Raw genomic sequence first — 21936 nt, 5'->3', positions numbered from 1 at the left:
TCCCGATAAATTCTACTGAGAAACCCAAAAAATGCGTCTTTGATTAGGATCCCGTCGGGGACTTTGTTCCCCCATGACTTGCCGCGCTTGACTAGGATCGAAGCTGCGAGTAAATTGACCGCGTAATTGATTGACGCGTTCCTCCTTTTCTTGGACTGCCAGACGTACTTCTTCCAGTTTTGCCTGTTGCATCTGTTGGTAGGGTAGCAAACGAGCGATCGCAAAAACTGCCGTGATGGAAAGACCGCTATAGGCAATAATTCGCAGCCAAATCTCGATAATTTGCCAATTTTGGGATTTATTGCCGCTTTTTGGCTTTTTTGGTGTTTTTTTGTCGGTTTGGTTTCGTGTTCGTGCGGTCATAGATTTATGAGTACAAGTAAAATCGGTCAGAAAGGTGGCTAAGTAGCTGGTTATAATTTAAAAATGGATTTTGCCTTTAATCCCCCCTTGATCAGGGGGGTGGGGATCCCCCCTTAATCCCCCCTTGATAAGGGGGGTGGGGATCCCCCCTTAATCCCCCCTTGATAAGGGGGGTGGGGATCCCCCCTTAATCCCCCCTTGATAAGGGGGGCATCTGACAACTTTTAACGCCTACCTACTTAATTACTTTCAATTTACACCTAATCACTGATAACTGATGACCGATAACCAAAAAAACCCCAATCGGTCTATCCTATAGCTAGGTCAGACGGGATCAGGGTTTATTGAAAGCGACTTTACTTATAAAGTTCCGTCGCTAGACGAAAAGCCAAAATCCCGGGGATTAAAGCAATTACCAGAGCGACTAAAACTTGAGTATCAGAAAGCATTGCTGATTATCTCCTCATAAAGATATTCATCCAATACTTTCCGACATCATCGGGGTCCTCTGCATCATTTCGTTACAAGACTTCATATCTCCCCACCCCGATGACGGTTATCTCCCCTAGAAAAGAAAGTTGTAAAAGCGTTAAGCTGAAGTATTGCCATGATTACATTTATTTTTACCTGCGGCCTCAATGTTAGACTCGCTCCTTGATTCATCTCTAACCCTTAGTCTAAAAACCCCGTTAATTCTGTTGGTTCTCATTGCCCTAGAAGCGGTATTATCAGCAGATAACGCCATTGCTCTCGCTTCCATAGCACAGGGATTAGGAGATCATCAGCGTCAACGTCAGGCCTTGAATATTGGCTTAGTTTTCGCCTATATTCTCCGTATGGTCTTGATTCTTACCGCCACCTGGGTGGTTAAATACTGGCAGTTTGAACTTTTGGGAGCAGTATATTTGCTCTGGTTAGTTTTTAATTACTTTGCCTCCCCTGAAGACAAAGACCACACCCATCATAGTCTCCAGTTTCAATCTCTCTGGCAAGCTATCCCCCTCATTGCCGTTACCGATTTAGCTTTTTCCCTCGATAGTGTCACCACCTCCATCGCCGTGGCCGATGATACTTGGTTGATCCTGCTTGGTGGTACGATCGGAGTAGTTACCCTGCGCTTTATGGCGGGTTTATTTATTCGCTGGTTAGAGGAATACACCCACCTAGAAGATGCTGGTTTTGTCACCGTCGGTTTGGTGGGTTTAAGATTGTTGTTGCGGGTGATTAGTCCCGATTTTGTGCCGCCAGAATGGATTATGATCAGTTTAATTGCTATCCTCTTTGCTTGGGGTTTCTCAAAACGCAACGATCGAGAACCCGTAGAGAGTGATACCATCCCATCTGATAAATTGCCATAAAATAACCCTCAGTATTCAGTATTCAGTATTCAGGAGACAGCCTTGAATCAGTTATCAGTTAAAAACCTTGTTGGATAAGGCTTTTAGACTTTTTTGACCTCAAAAAGTGCCGACCATTGGAGGGATCGGGGGTAAAATTCAGGTACTTTTTCCCTGAAAATTAGGTAACTGACCACCTCAAAATCGGTAAAACCCCACACCCCACACCCCACACCCCACACCCTGCCCCCACGAAAAACTTTTTCAGCAGCCCCTATCTAGGGTTGGTTGAATAAGCTAAGACGCATTTAAAGTGCTTATTCTTAAGATTAGCCGAATCTACCTCAATCCCTTTACTGTTGCCTCTTGCCTCTTGCCTCTTGCCTCGTCTCAACAAGCAATTTAAATTACGAACAGCTTATTACTGGAAGCCTTCCTAGAAAACAGTTCTGGCACTTTTTTGACTAAAAAAGTGCCAGAGACAAACGTTCCATTGTCAATCATCGGGCCGGAGCCTTAACAACGAACCCGATTTTAAATCGGCTGAAAGAAATTTGCCGCGACAAACTCGCCAACAGCTAACCCCATTTCAAAAGAATCAATACAAGCCTCACGGACGTGAACCCCGCCATAAATACGGCCGAGGGCATTTTCCATTCCCGCTTCATAGAAACTATCGAAAGTACGAACGACACCAACAAGTTCTTGGGAGACAGCACTAAACACATAGTCGTCACCAAAATAGTTGGTCATCACTCCAGCAAATGCTCCCCCCATGGCGGAATGCCCTGACATATAATCCGGGAAGGGTGGCGAATTAACCCCCATTAATGGTGACAGCAAGGGTTTCCAATCGGGATCGCCCACCGTAGAATCTATCCCGTCATTAGCCGCAAATCCTCCGGCAATTACGTCATCAGGGCGAGGTTGGAGTTCAGTGTATTTCTCTTTCCAAGCGACGATTACCGCATCCGCCAGCGCGGTATTTAACGCGGCAAATAGGCTGGCATCTTTTTGCAAGGTATTGCCGTCGCGCACCGCAATTTCTTGAGCAATTTGGTTTAATTGACCGTAGGGACGGAAGGTATCAGCCCGGTCATAGGCCCAGAAAACAGCCATTTCTGTCTGGTCTGCATTGCGTAAAGTGGTCGTGAGAGTAGTGTCGTTCAAGCCGCCATAGAGCCGGACTTCTTCAATTTCTTGGGCATACAATGTAGGATTTGTGTCGGGACGGCCATCAAGAGTTACATCAATTTGATTTTGCGAGACAAACTGGTCAATGTCGCCAATCGTCCAAGTATCTACTCCCCCCCAGTTCGCACCCACTGCTACCGCAGCAGTCGGGCCCGAGGTTTCTGGTGTCCAGACATAGGCTCCCGACAGCGGAGTGAAAGGCGTATTGTCGTTAGAACCATCATTAGCGCGTAAATTGAGGCTCTGATTGGCTACTAAAATGCCAAAATTAAAACCCCTGCTTTCAGCGATGGCACTGTCCAGAATCTCCGCCCGAGAATTGGCTACTTGCTGTAAGAACAAGCTACTTTGTCCAGGTAATTGAGTGGAGAGAACTCGATAAGCAGCACCAACTACCGCCATCTCCAACGAGGTATTCGCTGGTGCGTTCACATTTACAGCGTAGGAGGGATATAAAGTGTTGAAGGCATTGACCGTATCATAGACGGCAGTAGAAACCAGCGCCATTAAGCGAGAACCTACTGTCGGCGCGACTCCCCGCCCCGCTTTTCCCTCGGCTTGAATCGCATTTAATGCGATCGCATTCCAGTCGATGATGGCGTTAGTATTGAGTCCCGATACTAATTTACTGGTGACATTATTGGTTTCTACTTGTTCGGCAATTTGGTTATCTGCATCGACTTGAGCAATGAGAAAGTAGGCCCCCGGAGCGATGACTGAAGTATTGTTTTGATACTGCAAGTCTAGGGTGACTGACTGCCCGGCGTTTAGGTTCAAGTTTGTGCTGACACTGGTGAGTAAGGCATCGTTACTGTCAATCTGACCGTCAGTGGAAATGTAGAGTTTGACAGTACTAGGTCCACTGGCGAGCGCCTGTCCTTGATTGGTGACAATTACCTGTGCATTCCCCAGAGCGCCGAAGTCAACTGTACTTGGCAAATTAATCGTGCCAAAACTGCCCACTAAATCTGGTAGTGAGACACTTGAGGTAAAACTTAAGGCAGGACTTGAGGCAGGACTTGAGGCAGGACTTGAGGCAGGACTTGAGGCAGGACTTGAGGCAGGACTTGAGGTAAGACTTGAGGTAGGACTTGAGGTAAGACTTGAGGTAAGACTTGATTTTTGGTTGTCGTCAACTTTTTTTGGTATCTTTTTTCCGTCAGTATCAAGTCCAATTGCACCTAAAAAATCAACTTTGTTCAAAAGATCATTTAAATCTTTTCGGGAGAGGGAATTTAAATTTTTGTCACCGACAGCATCCTTTAACAACTCATCAATCTTACTGGTCGGGTTTGTACTATTTGGTATTCGCTCGTTCTCAGTTACTTTCTTCTGATCATCAAGGGTGTTTTCTGGCGATGACTCGGCGGTAGTTATAAGATTGGTTGACTTCATGGCAATAAGTTAGAAAAGATTATAAGGCATTCAAGACAGAAAGCATGGAAGCTTAACTTGTTGTTGCGCTCCAGCAGCACACCTATGTCACCATCAGTAGAAATTTACAGGTTCACAGTACGAGTACCGCTTGCGATTGCCTGTCTTTGATGGGCGACCATTACCTGTGTATTTCCCCCATCTGTGTGAAAATAGTCCTAAGATTGGAATCATAAGCACAATTCAAACTTGAGTTTTGCGACACAACTAAGTTATCTGCATCACACACTTAAGTGATCTATATCACACACTATAACCCAGATAATCTATGAAGTCAATCACTTTTTACGTCTTCAATCATAGATTTTTTTCGATGGATAAAATTATAGTCATTTCATGGCATTTTTCTAAAGTCATGGCAGAGATGGTCACTTGCCCTCACACCCAAACCCTGGGAATTCGTTCAAGGAGGGGGTGGGAGAGGGGAGTGCTATGTCTGCCACGAATAAAGAAAAATGCTGTCAAACCCCAACCATTCACTAATCACTAAAACGAGAATCCCTAGAAGATCATGTCATCTTTACCGACTCAATCTGCTGATACCTTAGAAAATTCTACTCGATCGCCCTCTTGGAAAATTAAACTCCTCTACGATGGAGAATGTCCCCTCTGCTTGCGGGAGGTCAATTTTCTGCAAAAACAGGATGCTGGGAGAGGATTAGTTGCTTTTGTCGATATTGCCGCCGAAAACTATAATCCGGAGGAAAATGGCGGTATTTCCTTCGCGGCAGCCATGGGACGAATCCATGCTGTACTAGCCGATGGTACTATTCTCCAAAATGTGGAAGTGTTTCGCCAAGTCTATGATATTTTGGGCATTGGTTGGATTTATGCCGCTACCAAATGGCCGGTTATCGGGTTTCTAGTGGATATTATCTATGAAATTTGGGCTTCTTGGCGATTAACCTTAACCGGAAGACCGAATTTAAAAACAATCTTAGCAGAACGTCAAAAACGTCTGGAATGCAACTCATCAAATCGTTGTTCTCAGTGAGTTAAAATCTCCTAACCCCAGATCCCACTGGGAATCACTCCCTGGGATGTGATACTAAATCCGTTGAGTATAGGCTACTTATAAGGACAGTCAAAAGGCAAAAGGAGAAATAAATAATCAGTTTTTAATAACCAGATTTAATGTGATAATTCTGCCTGGGAAATAAATGGTACTTTATTTTCTTGCCAGTCCCTTACTGCGACCGATGATCGCCCAGAGATAGCTAATTCCTAAGGCCAAAAACGCGAGGGGAATACTTTCTTTGACGATAAAAATCCCTAAACCGATCAGCACACAGGGAACGAAGGTGCTTCCCTGACTGGTGAGAATAGTGGCGATGGTCGGCACACTGGTCAACCCGTAGGCGATCGCACACCAAACCCCCACCAGAATCAAAAACACGCTGACGATAACGATCAGACTTGTTACGCTACTACTGGCAAACAGGGGAACGTAAATGCCGATATTATCGCTGCCGTTGGCGACGGTCAACGCAGCCACGCTATAGGTGCGCGGGTCAAACCAACCACCGAAGGGGGAATGTTTCGCACCCTCTAAGTCCAATTCGACATTCTCCGGCTCTTCCTCCTTCTCCTCTTCTTTGAGAAGGGAAACGATGCCGAGAATCACAGGAACGAGGCCTAGATAGCGAATCCAGGGGGTAGGGATGAGAAAGCACCCGAAAAATCCCGCTAAACTGGCAATAACAAGCAGACTAAAGCCGATATACTGACCGATGACGATATCGCGACGACGGAAGAGTTTCCCCGTTTGGCTGAAGAGAATCGTCAGGATCAATATATCGTCGAGGTTGGTGGCGACGAATGCCGCTACACCGGTAGATATCGCGATCACAATCTCGATCATGGTTTTTTTCCTTAAGATGGCCGTCGGGTTCGTCCGTTCGTTAAACCTTGTTCGGCTTTTCCTTCAAAGGTTCTGGAACGGGAGAATTTTACTACCTATCCCGATCGAGAAACTGTATTTCCCACGACCGATCGCTTTATCCCGGTGCGGGATGGAAAAAGAAAGCAAGGGTGATCACTGCGTAGGTGGCGACGAGTAATATACCCTCTAGCCAGTTCGAGCGACCGTCGTTACTGATCGAGTTAGTCAGCCACACCGCGACGGCGACGGCGACCAATTCAAACGGATCAAAATCGAGAGCCATCGGCTGACCGATGAAATAACCCGCGATTACGAGAACCGGTGCGACAAAAAGTGCGATTTGCAGACTTGAACCGACGGTGACAGAAACCGCCAGATCCATTTTGTCTTTTAAGGCGACCCTAACCGCGGTGGCGTGTTCGGCCGCGTTGCCGATAATTGGCAGCAGGATCACCCCCGTGAAAAGGGTCGTTAATCCTAATTTATGCGTGGCTTCCTCTAGGGTATTAACTAATAATTCCGATTCGACCGCCACCCCGATGGTCACCAGCAGTAATATCCCCACCCAGAGCCAGAGATTCGGCTTTTTTACGCTTACCGCTTCCCCCGACTCTTGATCGAGATCTGCGTCCCCCACCTCGTAAAGATAGGTATGGGTCTTCATCGAAAAAAGCAGACTCAGGCAATACACAAAAATTAATACCGCCGCCACCGTTACCGAGAGACGCTGTAGGACGCTCTCCTCGATTGCGGCGGAGGTGTATTGAACGGTCGTGGGTAGGAGGATCGCTGCCACGGCGAGATTCATCGACGAGGAATTTAAACGGGCGGTCACGGGCTGGAATTTCTGTTCTTTATAGCGTAAGCCGCCGAAAAACATCGATAAGCCCGTTACCAGCAGCAGATTCCCGATAATCGAACCGGTAATCGTCGCTTTCACCACCTCGATCAAACCCTCTTCCAGGGCGGCGTAGGCGAGAATTAATTCGGTGGCGTTGCCGAAGGTGGCGTTCAGTAAACCGCCGAGATTGGGACCGACCACGACGGCGATTTCCTCGGTTGCCTTTCCCATGTAAGCGGCCAGGGGAACAATCGCTAGACAGGCACTCAGGAAAACGATCGTCACGTCCCAACGCAGGAAATTCCAGGCGATCGAGATCGGGACAAAAACCAACAAAATAGCGAAAATCCAGTCCTTTCTATTCATAGCAATGGGTGTCTCGGCATAAAACCGCGCACGGTTTTGAAAAACAGACTATCGGCTTTTTTTCTGTTTCAATTACCCAAATCGCCCGGTAATATACTCCCGGGCCTCGTCGGTTTGCGGATTGCCGAACATAACTTCCGTGGGGCTAAATTCGACTAATTTTCCCCGGCGTTTCCCGGACCGATCGGTTTCGGTGTTAAAAAATGCCGTCCAGTCGGCGATCCGCGATGCCTGCTGCATATTGTGGGTGACGGTGATGATCGTGTAACTTTCCTTCAGTTGTAGGCACAATTCCTCCACCTGACGGGTAGAGATGGGATCGAGGGCCGAACAGGGTTCATCCATCAATAAAACATCCGGCTTCATCGCAATCGCACGGGCGATACAGAGACGCTGTTGTTGTCCCCCCGATAGTGCCGTTCCTTTTTCTTTCAGTTTGTCCTTTACTTCCTCCCAGATCGCCGCCTGCCGCAGGGAATACTCGACCAATTCATCAAGATTTCCCTGATAACCGTTGGTTCGGGGCGCGTAGGCGATATTCTCGTAAATGCTCTTGGGAAAAGGGTTGGGACGTTGGAAAACCATCCCCACCTGTCGCCTTAACTTGACCGCATTGACCTGCGAATCGTAAATATTCTGATTTCGGTAAAGTAGTTTTCCCTCCACCTTGGCGCCGGGGATCAGATCATTCATTCGGTTAAAGCAGCGCAAGAGGGTACTTTTCCCGCAACCGGACGGCCCGATAAAGGCGATGATTTTTTGCGCGGGAATTTTAATATGAACGTCCAGAAGAGCGAGAAATCCATTATAAAAAACTTTCACTCCTTCCGCCTCGAAAACACTGTGATCTGGGTTAAGGTGGGTAGTCATGGCAAAAATTCTCCTGAGTATGGTTAAAGATGTGTTTCGGGAGCAGTGGGGAGTAGAGGAGTGGGCAATTAATAAGTTAAATAGACTTATCTAACCTCCCGCCTGCTGCCTGCTGCCTTCCCTAATTCGGTGTCGAATAGCGTTGACGTAGATAGATGGCGATGGCGTTCAGCGCCATGATCAAAAGGATCAGAACGATAATCGTTGCAGCGGCGGCATTGGCGAAACCAGGTTCAGGACGGGAGACATAACTAAAAATCTGAATGGGCAGTACCATAAATCGCTCGAATAAACCAGGATCGAAGGTCAGAAAACTCACCGCTCCCACCACCACTAGCGAGGCCGCGTCCCCGATCGCCCGCGACACGGAGATAATTACCCCCGTGAGAATCCCCGGCACCGCGTAGGGTAAAACATGGTGTTGGAGCGTCTGCCATTTGGTGCTGCCTAGACCGTAGGAAGCTTGGCGGAGGGAATCGGGAACCGCCCGGATCGCCTCCCGCGCCGCAACGATAATGACTGGCAGCGATAGTAGAGATAGAGTTAAGGCCCCGGAAAGTAGGGTAGAACCGAAATTCAGTAAATAGACGAAGACCCCTAAACCGAGTAAACCGTAAACGATCGAGGGAACCCCGGCCAGATTGCCGATATTCACCTCGATCAGCGCCGTCCACCAGTTTTTCGGGGCGTATTCTTCTAGGTATAGGGCAGCGCCCACCCCGATGGGCACCGCTACCAAGATCACGATTACTCCCAAATAGAGGCTACCGATAATCGCGGGGCGAATTCCCCCGCGATCGGGAAAACGGGAGGGGGTTTCCGTGAGAAAACCGGGGGTGAGTAGGCGGGCCAGTCCGTCATGAAAGACATTGAGCAACAGTAGAGCGAGAACGAATAGACCGATGAGTAATCCGATCAAGAAAATATACTCGTAGATTTTGCCGATGGTTTCTCGGCTTTCGAGTCGATCGTTAAAGACGGCCGTATCCCTAGCAGGAGAAGATTTAACCATGATAATTAGTCGTATTTTTCCTTAAAGCGATTAGAAATCCAATAACTGCCGATGTTGAGTGCCAGAGTGATCAGGAAAAGCACCGCACCGACCGCATAGATGGATTTAAAATTGAAACTCCCTCTCGGGGCATCTCCACTAGAAACCTGGGCCATAAAAGCGGTCATGGTGGCGATCGATTCCAGTGGATTGAAAGTTAGACGAGGTTGAGCACCCGCCGCGATCAGGACGGTCATGGTTTCTCCCACCGCACGGGAAACCCCCAAAATAATCGAAGCCATAATCCCCGATAGGGCGGCCGGCAAAACCACCTTGAAAATTGTTTCCAGCTTGGTAATTCCTAGGGCGTAGGAACCCTCGCGCAGGGAACGGGGAACCGATTTAATCGCGTCTAGACTGATCGAACCGACGGTCGGGGTGATCATGATTCCCATCATCAATCCCGCGCTCAGAGCGTTAAAAACCTCTACGGGTAAAAAATTCCGTAGTAAGGGTGTGAGAAAGATCAGTGCGAAGTAACCGTAAACTACGGTGGGAATTCCCGCCAAAATTTCCACGGCCGGACGCAGAATAGAAGCTGCTTTCGGGGTTGCGTACTCGGCCAGATAAATCGCTGAAGACAATCCCAACGGAACTGCGACCACCATTGAGATGACCGTGGTTAAAACGGTTCCGTTAATCAACGGCCAGATCCCGAAACGGGGAGGATTAAAAAGGGGAGTCCATTGGGTATCCAAGAAGAACTGCCCGAAACTTACTTCCTGGAAAAAAGCGACAGTTTCCTTGAAAATAATAGCGACGATGCCGAAGGTTGTGACTACAGATACAAGGGCGCAGGCGAACAAAATCGTTCCGATAATTTTCTCGGGAACATCATCGGAGGCTCGCTTGAGAAGAGAATCCCCTCTTGCGAACAAAGAGTCATCAAAAGAACCGGTAGTGGTCATAGGAAATTTTGGGTCTGAAACCCCGCCGTTCTACGGCGGCTTTACGTTAGAATTAAGAGGCCAGTCTCGAAAACCAAGTGGACGGCGCAGCACCTTGAAAACTCGGCTTGTGTAAGACAGTACATGGTTTTTTAACTGTGGTATGCGACGGTGGTGGAAGCAGAAACTTAAATCGTGAGGTTTAGGAATCGCCGCACTTTTAGGGCGGCGAGGATGTCAAGAGTTTACTATTTCCTCCTTAGAAAAAGTTGATAATCGGTTCACCTGGCTTGGCATTTATAAAGGTTGATCCCGTTTGTCGTTTCTCGAATCGTTCCCGAGTTTTCACGTAGGCGAGATCGGGTAACGACACATAGCCTACACTGTCCACGTATTTCCACGAATTATCCACAAAGAAACGCACGAAACGTTCAACGGAAGGTTTGCTATCCAGTGCCTTCTTGCTAACGTAAATGAAGAGGGGACGAGTCAGGGGACTATAGGTATTGCGCTTGACGTTCTCCAAAGGAATGGGCTTAACACACTCTTTGCCCTCGAGATTTTCTAGCCCGACCACGTTTACCTTGTCTTGATTTTGCATTACGAAAGCGATCCCCGCGAAGGCGAATCCGTTGGCATTGCCGATGACTCCCTGAATCAGAGTATTTTGGTTAAAGCTGGGCGTATAATCGCTCCGAATATTCCCTCTTCTCTTGGTGATCGATTGGGTGAAATAATCGGTCGTTCCCGCGTCCACAGGAGGCGCAAATAACAGAATTCTCTCTCTGGGAAATTTAGGATTAACTTGATCCCAAGTAACGATTTTTCCTTCGGCTTCTGCCTCCCAGAGTGTCTTTAACTCTTTTCGAGTTAGGCACTTGAGAAACTTATTGTTTTTGTTCGCTACCAACGCCAGACCGTCCAGCGCCATGGGTAGCTCGATGTACTCGATTCCCGCCCTCTTACAGGCTTTCGATTCCGATTCCCGGATGACACGGGAAGCGACCCCAATATCGATGCTACCGTTACAGAGTCGGGTAAATCCCCCACCTGTACCGCTAAAGGCCACCCCGACGCGGGCCTTGGGATCGACTTTTTGGTATTCTTCGGCAACGGCGAGCGCTAGGGCGAAGCCCACGGCCCCCCCGTCCAAGCTGACCTGTTGTTCCCCGCCTTCCGATCTGTCGGCACAACCGGTCATCCAGTGGCCTATCAGTAAGAGGGGAATTAGATAAAAAAGACGGAATTGTTTCATAGAATTGAAGAGAGATTGATAACAGTATCGGTGAGGGCTTTTAGTTGGGAGAATTCCCTCTGATTTGGTCGAAAATAGCTCCCTTCGCTAAAAAATCGTTACTGATCAAAGGCCAACCCCCTAAATCTTGGGAGCTAAACAGCGTTTCCACGGGAGGTAATTTGGCTTCGGTGGCGATCGTGATAAAGGGATTGACCGATCGATAGCCCAATTTGGCGAATTCCTCTTGTGCCGGCTCGGAATAGAGGAAATCCACAAAGGCCTCGGCCACCTCTCGCGTGCCGTGTTTATCGACATTTCTATCTACCACCGCCACGGGATTATCGATCGAGATATTGACCGAAGGGACGAAGTAACTGATGTCGGGTTGATTTCTGCCCTCTAGAATTACCTCGTTTTCGTAGGTGACTAAAACGTCCCCCTTTCCCTCTTGGAAAAAGGCATTGCTGGCTTCCCGCGCATCTCTAGATAGGGTGGGAATCTTTTCATAGACTTGGCGGACAAAATCCCATGCCTGTTGCGGTTCGCCCCCCGTTTGCGTCACCGAACCCCAGAGGGCTAATAACTGCCAAATAGCGATCCCGGAAGTTTTCGGATCGGCGGATAGAACTGTAACGTCCTCTCTAGCCAGATCCGCCCAGGATTGGATATTTTTCGGATTTCCCGCCCGTGTCACAATCGCCGCAACCGATTGACTCACCACTCCCCTTCTCGGAACCCGATCTTCCCAACTGCGATGGATTAACCCCGCGTCGGCGATGCGCGTCACGTCTAGAGGTAGGGCGAGATGTACCACGTCCGCCTCTTGTTTCCCAGCAATCACGTCATCGGCCTGGGCCAGGGAGCCGCCGTAACTGCGCTCGAAAATGACTTTTTGGTTCCGCTCTTTTTGCCATTTCTCGACGAATTTCGGGATAATCTGGTCGTGAGCGGCTTTCGTGACCGAAAAGGAAACGAGATTTAATTTCACCTCTGGTTTCGAGCCGATCCCCCCGCAGGAGGCGAGGGCAAGACTTGCCAACAGTCCCACTAACAGGAAGGAAAGGAAGCTCCTCCCCGATAAGGAACGAAAGCGACGAAACAGCGATCGAATTGGCAACAGTGATACATTCATCGGGATTTTCTCGATAAGGTTGCTCTAAACCAACTAATTTTTTATTCTCTCTTCCTGAATTTTGACTCCCGTGGGATCTGGAGATTGGCGTTTACGGGGGGTCTAATTTAGCCGATGGGAATCAACAGGCGATAGGAGCCGTTATCGAGAATAATCCGTAGGCCCAACCACATCAGCACAAAGGGGAAAAGCTTACTCGCATAACGGCTGAGGACAACCGCGATCCCCGGTTGGCGGGTTAGATTATAGGAGAGAAATAACCAAGTACAAACGATTAGATAGCAGATCGGGATGATTACGGCTAACTGCGCCACGGTACTATTGGCGAATAGGGGAATATAGATACCGAGATTATTGCCGCCATTGGATATCGTGACTGCGGAAACTTTATAGGTTTGGCGATCGCTGAAGACTTGACCGAGGGATAGTCTGCGGGAGGCGAATCCGTGAAATTGGGCGTTTCTTCGCAAATTAACCTTGCGATCTGTGGTTTCCCTCTCGTTATCGCGATTTAACGTCAGTAAATTTCTCACACCGATGAGGATTGGCAAGATTCCGAGAAGACCGATATAAATCGGTGGGATGATTAGGCCGAGGAGAAACCCCAGCAAGCTCACCGATACTAAGGCCGTAAACCCGACTAGCTCGCCGACGACAACGTGAACCGGGCGAAAGGTACGATTTACCTCGCTAAAGAAGCCGGTTAGATAAATATTGTCGTCGAAGGTGGTGGCTATGCCGGTGGCCACCGCGATTTTGACGATTTCGATCAACCAATCCATCCATACTACCTCGATCTCTCAAATGCGGGCGCAATTTCATTTTGAAACTATATCATTTTCAATACATTTATAAATGTACTTTGCTACACAATCGAGGAGTCGTGGATTTCTATAGTATGTAGATAAAACTAATGGAGCCTCTCCCGCTTGCCCTGAGCCAAGTCGAAGGGATCGAGTTGGGAAACCCTTCTCTCTTGTCTCCTTTCCCGATAATAAATCTTGTTTTCTGCGAGAAATCCCATGCTCCACCGTTCGATCAAGTGTCTCTGGAAACCGTGGCGAAATTGCCGGGGAGTTCTTCCCGCGCTGCTTTTTTTGACCAGTCTGGTGGGGAGCTTTCTCCTGGCTGGATTTTCCGACACGAACGCAAAGCGCTCGCTACGCGAGATCGCCGTCGGTCAAAATTCTCGATCCGATAACCTGATTCTGAACCTCGTCGATAGCTTTAAATTCCCCCGAAATACGACTCCCCGGCTATTGGAAACCGTGGGATTATTTATCGCTGGAATTCTCTTCTGTATCGCGATCGATCGCTGGTTCAAGCGCTCGACCCCCTCCGATATCACTCCCCTCGCCAAACAAGCGCGGCGGTTAGGAACTCTCAAGATCGGCTATCCCGAGGGCATGACTAATCTGGAAGTTCTCCGCGCCCAGGCCTTTCTGGAAAGACGCTTAAAACCCTTTGGGGTGACGGTAACGTGGACGAGTTTTCTGGCCGCTTCCTCTCTGATCGAGGCCTTGAGCAACGGAACGATCGACTTCTGCGGTGGTGGCGGTACGGCGAGTATTTTCTCCCAAGCGGCCGAACACGTCTTCGTCCGGGTAGCCAAGGAAAAATATACGGCCCCGAAAGGTCAGGCGATTCTCGTGCCAGAGGATTCGCCAATAGAGACTTTGGCGGATTTAAAAGGAAAAAGAATCGCCTTCGATCGAGGTTCGAGCGCCCATTATGTCCTCATCCGCGCCCTGATGAGAGTGAATCTAGAATTAAGCGATATCGAACCGGTGTATGCAACCCAACCGGAAGCACTGGCGCTTTTTCGTCGCGGTGAGATCGACGCTTGGGTGGTCTGGGTTCCCTATTCCCCCACGGAGACGCGCACCTATCCGGGAAGATCTTTGGCCGATTTGGAGAGCATCTTCGGGGAAAACGCCTCTCTAGAAGTGCCGACCTATTATTATGCGGTTCCCGAATTGGTGCGGGATTATCCCGATGTACTGAAGGTGATTTTAGAAGAGGTGAACGAGGCGGGTGCCTGGGCGAAACAACAGGAGTTAGAGGCGACGAGACGCTTGGCAGCTCACCACGAGATCGATCCGGCGATCATCACCAATCTCGAACAGAGGGCCTCTGAACGTGCCATTATCCCGATCGATGATCGCTCTCTGGTGGCCCTACAACACCAAGCTAATATCTTCCGAGACCTGAAGCTGATCCCCCATCGGGTCAAGGTGCGCGACGGAACCTACACCCTACAGACGAAACAAAATTGGACATATTAACCAGACATCGGCATTTTGGGCATCGGTTGGATTTATGCCGCTACCAAATAGCCGATGATTGGGTTTCTAGTGGATATTATCATTATTATTCTCCCTTTTTCATGAGCGCCTGTTTGCTCATTCAGCAGATGCTTTTCTAGCAGCAGAATTTAAAGCATCGACAAACTTGAAATGTTTTTCGATTTTGGATTTTAGATTTTGGATTGAGACTGAAAATCCTCAAATCCTGATTAGATTTTGGCTTGTTAGAACTTCCTGTAAATATTGACTTTACTCTGTTTCTTGTTACCTTAATCCTAAAAGTTAGAACGATATCGTAACAAAAAATAACAAAAAATAACAAAAAAAATGATAAAAATTTACAAAAAAGAATACCAAAAGTGTTGAAAAATAAATCAAGTATGCGTACTATTCAACAAAGTAAAGAAAAAAACGAATCTTAAAGCTTCTGCAAGTGAGTTGGGCGCATTTGCCAACCTCTCTCCAGTGGAACAGCGAAAATTCCCAAAACTGACGATTTAGGTTTCTGCTTCATTCATCCCTACATACTATAGTTATGACCACACTTCTAGTCCCAGTTTACCTTGATGCCCTCTACCTCCCCACCAAGACAAATGTACTGGAGGAAATGACTGATTATAGTAAGCTCCCCTACTATAAAAATAGCCAATTAGTAAATCGCGGTAGGGCTTATATTAGCGAAACCGTATTAACGGTTCCCTTTACACAACCCCAATTGACCTTAAAAGCAGGCATTCACCTACACTGGTCTTTGCCGGATGCGCTGACTAACGGTATAGCGAGAGATGGAGAACAAGGCATCACCTTTCCCCTTGTACCTAATCGCTGGTTAATTATAAGACGTCGGGGCAATCTAGTAGAAAAAAAATGGGTTGTAGAAAGTGATTATCTGTATCCTGAAGGTGCTACACCAGAAGATATAGTCATTTCAGATAAGTATGATACAGTCTAGACCGACAAAATCCTTATGAACTCTGGGATTGATATTCTCAATCTTAATTGAAATGACTATACAATTAATATCCTCTATTATCCAGCTACCAATGAGTATCAACCCTATCGTTTTCTGGGGCGTAAATTAGAATTGGGAGCATGGCGCTCAAGGCCAACAAATTCCCAATATATTAAGGAATTGTCTGCTATTAGACCCTTCGCCAAAGTTGACAACCTAGACAACGAAAAAATTGCCTTTGCTGGTTTTTATCCTAACTGTCGTAGTGTGTTCGGTTTTCATGATGGGGACTTCACCACCAACACAACCCCGCCCAAAGACCTACGATATGATGTCATTGGCTGGTATAGCGACGCAGCAATTCGGCTGTGACTTTAGAAATTCCTGAATTAATACAATTTTTAGTTCAAGAATTACATGACTTACCCGATGACAGAAAACCAGGAAACAATACCAAATATCAGGTAGAAGATGCAGTAGAACTCTTGCAAATTAATTATATGTTATAATGCTCGGTTAACTAATTTTCCCAAAAAAATTAGTTAACCAGTACATTCGTCCTAAATGAAAACTTGAAGTTTAACTTTTAACTCAAAACTCTTTAGAGCTGCTTTAATTTGGTTATCAAAACCTCTTTATTTAAGCGGCTACGACAACGATCGGGTCAATCTGAGCGATAATGCGATTAACCTTTAAATTGCCAATCGGGTAAAATGATCGACGTAAAGTTCAAGCGAGCCAGTCACGAGTTAATCTAAAATGAAGTTTCAGTCTTTCCGTTTTTTAGAATTCCGCACCCTTGACAGATCGCGAGTTGCCTAGCATTTTGTTCCCTAACCCTGTTCGTATCGGAGGGCGACCCCCTCGATCGGCATCGCGATTCTTTTGGGATAGGTTTGTGCGAGTGTAACATCCTGTTACTCGCGACCCCTCGATCGACAACAAGCGGCGAAAAGCTCTTACTATCGATCGGGTAAACCCTTTTTTCTTCCGAATCAGAAGCGGGAAATCTACCGATTTCCTTGCGTTTTGGCAGAGATACGAACCGGAGTGAAGTAAGAAATGCAAACTTTTCTGTCAGCTCGTATCCACGCTCGATCGGTTCGCTCCGAGTTTTGAAGATTTGTCGAACGTTCCTACCCACTCGATAGCGTGAAGCTGACGACTTCGAGGTAGAAATTACTTGAGTTGTACGGACACAAATACTAGGTCTCAATATGCGTTATCCCCCGAACCCTGTCCCGAGAAGTACCAGCACCCCTCCCACCTGTGATTGTCAATCCGACCCGATCGGTTGCTTGGAAACCATGTTCGTCGAGATGGTACAGAGGGGAAGAATCGAGCGAGGACAATGCCCGGCCCGTCGTCCGGTTTTCCTGCGCTTGCACGGTATCGCTCACGGACGTTTGGAAATCGTTCCCCACTTACCCGAACGGGCAAGGGTCGGTCTCTTTCGCGAACCCCGCTCTTACCCGGTTTGGGTACGTTACGCGAGCGATCTACCGGATGGTCGCCCCGATCTAAAAAGTACCGTGGGTATCGGGATTAAAGTGTTTGACGTTCCGGGAATCAAAGATCTCCCGCCCGATGAACACGCTCCCACGATGGATCTGCTCTTGCAAAACATCGATGTCTTCTTCGTGGATAACGCTCGCGAGATGTGCGAGTTTACCAAGGCATCGTTAACCGGTTCCGACGTTGCTAACGAATGGTTGAACGAGCATCCTAGAACGCGAGAGATTCTGGATGAAATGGAAAAGATCGTACCTTCGGTTCTAGAAACCGATCTCTGGAGTGCTATGCCATTCTGTTGGGGAGAACGAGATTTCTGTAAATATAAATTAGAGCCGGAAATCGTTCCTCCGGGGCCGGCTCCCGATTACGACGATCCCGATTATCTCCGCGTCGATCTGGCACAACGACTGCGCGGGGGTGAGGCCCGGTTGAAATTTCTCGTTCAGTGGCAAATCGATCCGGAAACCATGCCGATCGACCGCGCCACGGTTCGCTGGAGCGAAACGGACTCCCCTCCCCTCCACGTCGCGACCTTAATCCTGCCGGCACAGGATATCGATGCCCGCGGCCAATCCGCCTACGGGGAGACCCTATCGTTTAATCCGTGGCGCGTTCTGCCCGAGCATCGACCCGTCGGCAGTATCGCGGAAGCTCGGAAAATCGTCTATCAAGCTTCGGCGAAACTCCGGCGCGATGTCAACGGGGAATCGGTCGGGGAACCGCAAGAAGTTCGACCGAGTACCGCGTGGCCCGAGGGCAAGGATAGCTATATCGTTCGAGCGGCCGTCCATCCGGCGATCGGGGTCGCGCGAGTGGGCAATAGCACCGAGGAAGATGGTTACTATATCGGGCCGGAAGTCATCCGACCTCCCGCGGAGGAGCTTCGGGACGCGCGAGGCGCGCTCAAGCGTCAGGCCGCCCGATTCCGAGTTTACGGTTACAATGCCGCCGGGGAAGTGGTGGGAGAAATCGACAGCGACAGTGCCGCTATCGAGTGGACGGTTCATCTGGCCAATCGCAAAGCCCAGTGGTATCAGTTTCAAGTCGCCCTCGATATTCCCGAAGCCGAAGGTCTGGAGATTCCCCGTCGCAATCCCGACGTGAAAAAGGAATATCGCTCGACTCTGGCGATCGATCCCGGTCCGCGGACGATAAAAGGCAAAAATACTGCGGGGGAGGCGTATCGGTTCGATAACGGTCAGTTTATGGGAGTTACCGTACCCCTAGGCGAGTTACGAACCGATGACAAGGGACATCTAATCGTATTGGGAGGGTATGGTCACTCCGGTTCCCCCGAGGGAAAACCGATCTACAATCCCGACAATCCCAACAGCTTTAACAACGCGGACGGTTGGTTCGACGATATTTCCGACGGGCCGGTCACGGTATCGGTCAAGATCGCCGGACGGGAGATTCCCGTCGAGCCAGGCTGGGTAATCGTCGGCCCGCCGAACTACGCGCCCGATATTATCGGTTGGCGTACCCTTTACGACTTACTCGTCGATACTTACGTCGAGTGTGGCTGGCTACCCGTACCCGATCGAGCTTCTTTTACCCGCGATATCTGGCCCGTCCTGTCGCGTCTGTCGAATTTGCAGTGGGTCAACAAAGGATTCGCCACGCAGTTCGGTACGGGCGGCCCGATGGATTTCACGAACCCGGAAACGATCGCCAAACTAGCCCGCGTGCCGGAGCCGAACAACGATCCCTACGGTGAATTACGGCGGATTATCTTTAATACCTTTCGTCCGGCGAATACGACCAGTGGCGATCGCTCCCCGTGGCCGTGGATCTACGGCGATTCTTACGGTAGCGGGCCCGCGGACTCACCCCGAGCGAATCTGGCGTTATCGAAGGCCCGGATGCACTTGCTGGAGTTATGGGTGAAAGGCGATTTCGTCAACGATTGGAATCCGGAACTCGAAGAACCGGACAGTATCGAGAAAGTCCCCCTCGCGGAACAGCCCGCCACGCTCGATCGGGCGGCCTTGCATTTTTGCCTAGCGGACGCTTTTCATCCCGGTTGCGAGGTGACTTGGCCGATGCGCCACAGTACCCTCTACAGCGCGCCCTTCCGAGTACGCCACCGCCCGCCCGATGACCCCGAACCGGACTACGGAAAAACACTAACCCCGGAAATCGCCCTCAAAGTGGGCGGGCTGCTTTCGTCCCAAGGGCCGGGCGGACTAACCCGATGGATGGCTCTGCCCTGGCAAGGAGATACCGCTTTCTGTCGTTCGGGCTACGATCTGGACTACGATCCCTATATTCCTACCTTCTGGCCCGCCCGTGTCCCTAACCAAGTTCTCACGCGAGAGAATTACGAGATCGTGATCGATAAGACTTTACCGCGAGAACAGAGACTAGCGGCCTATTACACGCGCGATAGCTGGTTGCGGGCGTTAAAGGGAAACGCTCCGGAACAAATGCTACAGATGGTCAGCGAGTTCAGCAAGATGGGAATCATCGAACCGCGGCCGGGGATAGAGAACGATCCGGATTTCCCCCCGGTGATATTCGTGGAATCGCTGACAGACGAACGGCTCGAAGAGACGCGCGCGATATTGACCGCGAAACTCGCGGAGAAATCGTCAACACTGCCCGAAGCTATCCAGCAAGCGGGTTGGGACAGTATCGAGCAGTGGGAAGAGTTCCGACGGATCACGTTCGGATAAGCCGATGTGGGATGTCTTGATAGCGGGTGCAGGCCCGGCGGGAGCGGTCGCCGCCCGCGTTCTCGCCAGAGCCGGGCGACGGGTACTCCTGATCGACGATAGCCGTCCGGATCTCCCCAAGGTCGGTGAATCCTTACCCGGCGCGGCGCGGCCGATCTTACAGAATTTGGACGCGCTGACCGTTTTGGAATCGGGTTCGCATCTACCCTGTTATGGAAATATTTCGCTCTGGGGTGCCGAGCGGCCGGTCGTGAATGATTTCATCCACGATCCCAACGGTTCGGGCTGGCATTTGGATCGAGTCCGGTTTGACGGGGAGCTTCAGGCAGCCGCTCGGTCGGCGGGAGCGGTTTCGTGGAAGGATCGGGTGAAAAGCGTGACCGGGACGGGTGAGACTTGGCGGGTTCGTCTCAAAGAGCGGGAGGTGGTCTGTCAATGGTTGATCGATGCTACCGGTCGCGCGGCCGGTATCGCTCAAAGCCTGGGAGCCACGCGACATCGAGATATTCCCCTGTTCGCGGCCTATCGTTGGCTGGTCGCGTCCGATGAGGATACCGAGACCCGGACGGCGATCGAGGCGGTTCCGGATGGCTGGTGGTATACCGCGAGGTTGCCCGGTCAAACTCGCGTGGTCATTTTTCACACGGACGAGCGAGAGATAACCCGTATCCGACGAGATCCCGGCTGTTGGGACGCGGAGCTCGATAACACCCGATACATCCGTCACTGTCTATGTCGCGAGAGGGATTCCGTCCCGATTCATTTTAGGGAAGCCGGGGGCGGTTATTTAGATCGGGTCGTCGGGTCACGATGGCTCGCGACGGGAGACGCGGCTCTCTCTTTCGATCCGATTTCCTCGCGAGGGATCTTTAACGCTCTCTATACGGGGATGAAAGCGGGAGAGGCCGTTCACGCCGCCCTGACCGGCGATTTCAGCGCGCTCGATGTCTACGGGGAGCGATTGAAAACTGTCCGCGCGACGTATCGGAACCATCTCGATTTCATCTACCGCGCGGAAAATCGCTGGATCGATCGGCCTTTTTGGGCCGATCGACAGTCAACCTTTCCTTAGACCAGCTTGCCTTTCTGAAAAAGACCTAATTTGTTAGGGCGTGTCATCAGTTAAATCTGAAACCCTTTCTGAGCAAAGATTTTCGGCATTCCCTCGCTGAATAGCGAATCTGTCGAAACCTGCTCCCAGTCAGGGATCTGGAGCTAACTGATGACAGCCCCTAGTGTCTCGACCGGGCTATCAAGGGCGGTTTCAGTGCGAGCGAGGAGCTTGCCCGCTCGATTACTTCAGCTTGACACTGAGAATCGGTTCGAGAGTGGTGAGTTGTCGTTCCCGTTCCGCGTACTCGGCCTGATACGCCCGTCCCTCGTCCGTTTGTTGCAAGATCGCGAGACGGGACTGTAAAACGACGATTTTACGTTCTATATCGGCGATCTGCTTTCGGTTCCGATGACACGCTTTCTCCGCTTCCATCTCGATCGATTCTTTCAGCGATTCGAGGTCGGCGTTATTTTCGGGTTTCGGTTTGCAAGAGCGCAGTTGGAGAACGATATCGACGGTATCGGTGCGGTACACCACCCGTTTACCGTTCGCGGTCGCGCCGTCGTCGATGATGGACATCGCCTGTTCGATCGCCATCGGTTCGATCTCCTTCAGCTTGGCGTTGAACGCGGCGATCTGCCAGCGAATATCGGCGTACTCGCTCAGAATTTCTTTATTTTCAACGTCAGAGGTTGGAATCGTGGTTATTGGCTCATTCATGATAATTTAACCCTAGATTTTCACCCCTAGCGTCGCTATTGTTCTTGTCTCGTTTTCTTTTTTCCCGTTTCGGGTGGGTGGGTGGGCGCGAGTGAGGAGAGGTGGGGGTCATTCGCGGAA

The 21936-nt window shown here is 49.7% G+C and carries 21 protein-coding genes; 9 read left to right on the top strand and 12 right to left on the bottom strand.

Annotated elements, in window-relative coordinates; genetic code table 11:
- Positions 1–12: 12 nt before the first annotated feature.
- Together LW728_RS11540 and psaM are read right to left on the bottom strand one after the other, a co-directional pair.
- Positions 13–363: a slr1601 family putative cell division protein gene (locus LW728_RS11540; protein ID WP_002803650.1), complete on the bottom strand. Its 351-nt coding sequence runs from the start codon at positions 361–363 to the stop codon at positions 13–15.
- A gap of 356 nt (positions 364–719) precedes the next feature.
- Positions 720–812 (bottom strand): photosystem I reaction center subunit XII, encoded by a 93-nt coding sequence (gene psaM, locus LW728_RS11535; protein ID WP_012264462.1) that lies wholly within the window; start codon positions 810–812, stop codon positions 720–722.
- A gap of 189 nt (positions 813–1001) precedes the next feature.
- Between psaM and LW728_RS11530 the strand changes: the two genes are divergently transcribed.
- Positions 1002–1721, top strand: coding sequence for a TerC family protein (locus LW728_RS11530; protein ID WP_002803652.1), 720 nt, complete (start codon positions 1002–1004; stop codon positions 1719–1721).
- 513 nt (positions 1722–2234) lie between these two features.
- Here the strand turns inward: LW728_RS11530 and LW728_RS11525 are convergent.
- Positions 2235–3833 carry a vanadium-dependent haloperoxidase gene (locus tag LW728_RS11525; protein WP_287766733.1) on the bottom strand — a complete coding sequence of 533 codons (1599 nt, stop codon included), beginning with the start codon at positions 3831–3833 and terminating at the stop codon, positions 2235–2237.
- Between the two features lie 7 nt (positions 3834–3840).
- Here LW728_RS11525 and LW728_RS11520 point away from each other — a divergent pair, with 7 nt between their 5' ends.
- Together LW728_RS11520 and LW728_RS11515 are read left to right on the top strand one after the other, a co-directional pair.
- Complete coding sequence (locus tag LW728_RS11520) at positions 3841–4230, top strand: hypothetical protein (RefSeq protein WP_287766732.1); 390 nt, start codon at positions 3841–3843, stop codon at positions 4228–4230.
- A 609-nt stretch (positions 4231–4839) separates the two neighbouring features.
- Positions 4840–5322, top strand: coding sequence for a thiol-disulfide oxidoreductase DCC family protein (locus LW728_RS11515; protein WP_287664577.1), 483 nt, complete (start codon positions 4840–4842; stop codon positions 5320–5322).
- Positions 5323–5496: 174 nt separating this feature from the next.
- Here LW728_RS11515 and LW728_RS11510 read toward each other — a convergent pair whose 3' ends face one another.
- From LW728_RS11510 to LW728_RS11475, 8 genes are all read right to left on the bottom strand, one after another.
- Positions 5497–6189 carry a cadmium resistance transporter gene (locus LW728_RS11510; RefSeq protein ID WP_287766731.1) on the bottom strand — a complete coding sequence of 231 codons (693 nt, stop codon included), beginning with the start codon at positions 6187–6189 and terminating at the stop codon, positions 5497–5499.
- A gap of 136 nt (positions 6190–6325) precedes the next feature.
- Positions 6326–7417, bottom strand: a complete 1092-nt coding sequence (gene cax / locus LW728_RS11505) for a calcium/proton exchanger (protein WP_287664583.1) — start codon at positions 7415–7417, stop codon at positions 6326–6328.
- A 72-nt stretch (positions 7418–7489) separates the two neighbouring features.
- Positions 7490–8287: a phosphate ABC transporter ATP-binding protein PstB gene (gene pstB / locus LW728_RS11500; RefSeq protein WP_002803515.1), complete on the bottom strand. Its 798-nt coding sequence runs from the start codon at positions 8285–8287 to the stop codon at positions 7490–7492.
- Between the two features lie 121 nt (positions 8288–8408).
- Positions 8409–9299, bottom strand: coding sequence for a phosphate ABC transporter permease PstA (pstA, locus tag LW728_RS11495; protein WP_287664586.1), 891 nt, complete (start codon positions 9297–9299; stop codon positions 8409–8411).
- Positions 9300–9304: 5 nt separating this feature from the next.
- Positions 9305–10246 carry a phosphate ABC transporter permease subunit PstC gene (pstC, locus tag LW728_RS11490; RefSeq protein WP_002803518.1) on the bottom strand — a complete coding sequence of 314 codons (942 nt, stop codon included), beginning with the start codon at positions 10244–10246 and terminating at the stop codon, positions 9305–9307.
- A 238-nt stretch (positions 10247–10484) separates the two neighbouring features.
- Positions 10485–11480 carry a PstS family phosphate ABC transporter substrate-binding protein gene (locus tag LW728_RS11485; protein ID WP_272083397.1) on the bottom strand — a complete coding sequence of 332 codons (996 nt, stop codon included), beginning with the start codon at positions 11478–11480 and terminating at the stop codon, positions 10485–10487.
- A 40-nt stretch (positions 11481–11520) separates the two neighbouring features.
- Positions 11521–12594, bottom strand: a complete 1074-nt coding sequence (locus LW728_RS11480) for a sulfate ABC transporter substrate-binding protein (RefSeq protein WP_287766730.1) — start codon at positions 12592–12594, stop codon at positions 11521–11523.
- Positions 12595–12701: 107 nt separating this feature from the next.
- On the bottom strand, positions 12702–13376 hold the full coding sequence (locus LW728_RS11475) for a cadmium resistance transporter (protein ID WP_002803522.1): 675 nt from the start codon (positions 13374–13376) through the stop codon (positions 12702–12704).
- Positions 13377–13616: 240 nt separating this feature from the next.
- Between LW728_RS11475 and LW728_RS11470 the strand changes: the two genes are divergently transcribed.
- The 6 genes from LW728_RS11470 to LW728_RS11445 all read left to right on the top strand — a co-directional run bounded on the left by LW728_RS11470 (position 13617) and on the right by LW728_RS11445 (position 21114).
- Positions 13617–14879, top strand: coding sequence for a sulfonate ABC transporter substrate-binding protein (locus LW728_RS11470; protein ID WP_287665505.1), 1263 nt, complete (start codon positions 13617–13619; stop codon positions 14877–14879).
- Positions 14880–15435: 556 nt separating this feature from the next.
- A complete protein-coding gene (locus LW728_RS11465; protein WP_287665503.1) occupies positions 15436–15852 on the top strand; it encodes a hypothetical protein in 417 nt (138 codons plus the stop codon).
- Positions 15853–16032: 180 nt separating this feature from the next.
- Positions 16033–16224: a hypothetical protein gene (locus LW728_RS11460; RefSeq protein ID WP_287766729.1), complete on the top strand. Its 192-nt coding sequence runs from the start codon at positions 16033–16035 to the stop codon at positions 16222–16224.
- On the top strand, positions 16221–16361 hold the full coding sequence (locus LW728_RS11455) for a hypothetical protein (protein ID WP_287766738.1): 141 nt from the start codon (positions 16221–16223) through the stop codon (positions 16359–16361). The genes LW728_RS11460 and LW728_RS11455 overlap by 4 nt, the downstream gene beginning before the upstream one ends.
- 798 nt (positions 16362–17159) lie before the next feature.
- Positions 17160–20042, top strand: coding sequence for a LodA/GoxA family CTQ-dependent oxidase (locus tag LW728_RS11450; RefSeq protein WP_287668764.1), 2883 nt, complete (start codon positions 17160–17162; stop codon positions 20040–20042).
- A 4-nt stretch (positions 20043–20046) separates the two neighbouring features.
- Positions 20047–21114 carry an NAD(P)/FAD-dependent oxidoreductase gene (locus tag LW728_RS11445; protein ID WP_287668761.1) on the top strand — a complete coding sequence of 356 codons (1068 nt, stop codon included), beginning with the start codon at positions 20047–20049 and terminating at the stop codon, positions 21112–21114.
- A 222-nt stretch (positions 21115–21336) separates the two neighbouring features.
- Here the strand turns inward: LW728_RS11445 and LW728_RS11440 are convergent, their stop codons facing one another.
- Positions 21337–21816 carry a hypothetical protein gene (locus tag LW728_RS11440; protein WP_002803488.1) on the bottom strand — a complete coding sequence of 160 codons (480 nt, stop codon included), beginning with the start codon at positions 21814–21816 and terminating at the stop codon, positions 21337–21339.
- Positions 21817–21936 lie beyond the last annotated feature (120 nt).

It is taken from the genome of Microcystis sp. 49638_E5 (assembly GCF_021300285.1).
In the GTDB taxonomy this organism is placed as follows: Bacteria; Cyanobacteriota; Cyanobacteriia; order Cyanobacteriales; family Microcystaceae; genus Microcystis; species Microcystis aeruginosa_C.
Note: the sequence above shows the minus strand (reverse complement) of the source record. Positions and strands in the feature narration are given on the sequence as shown.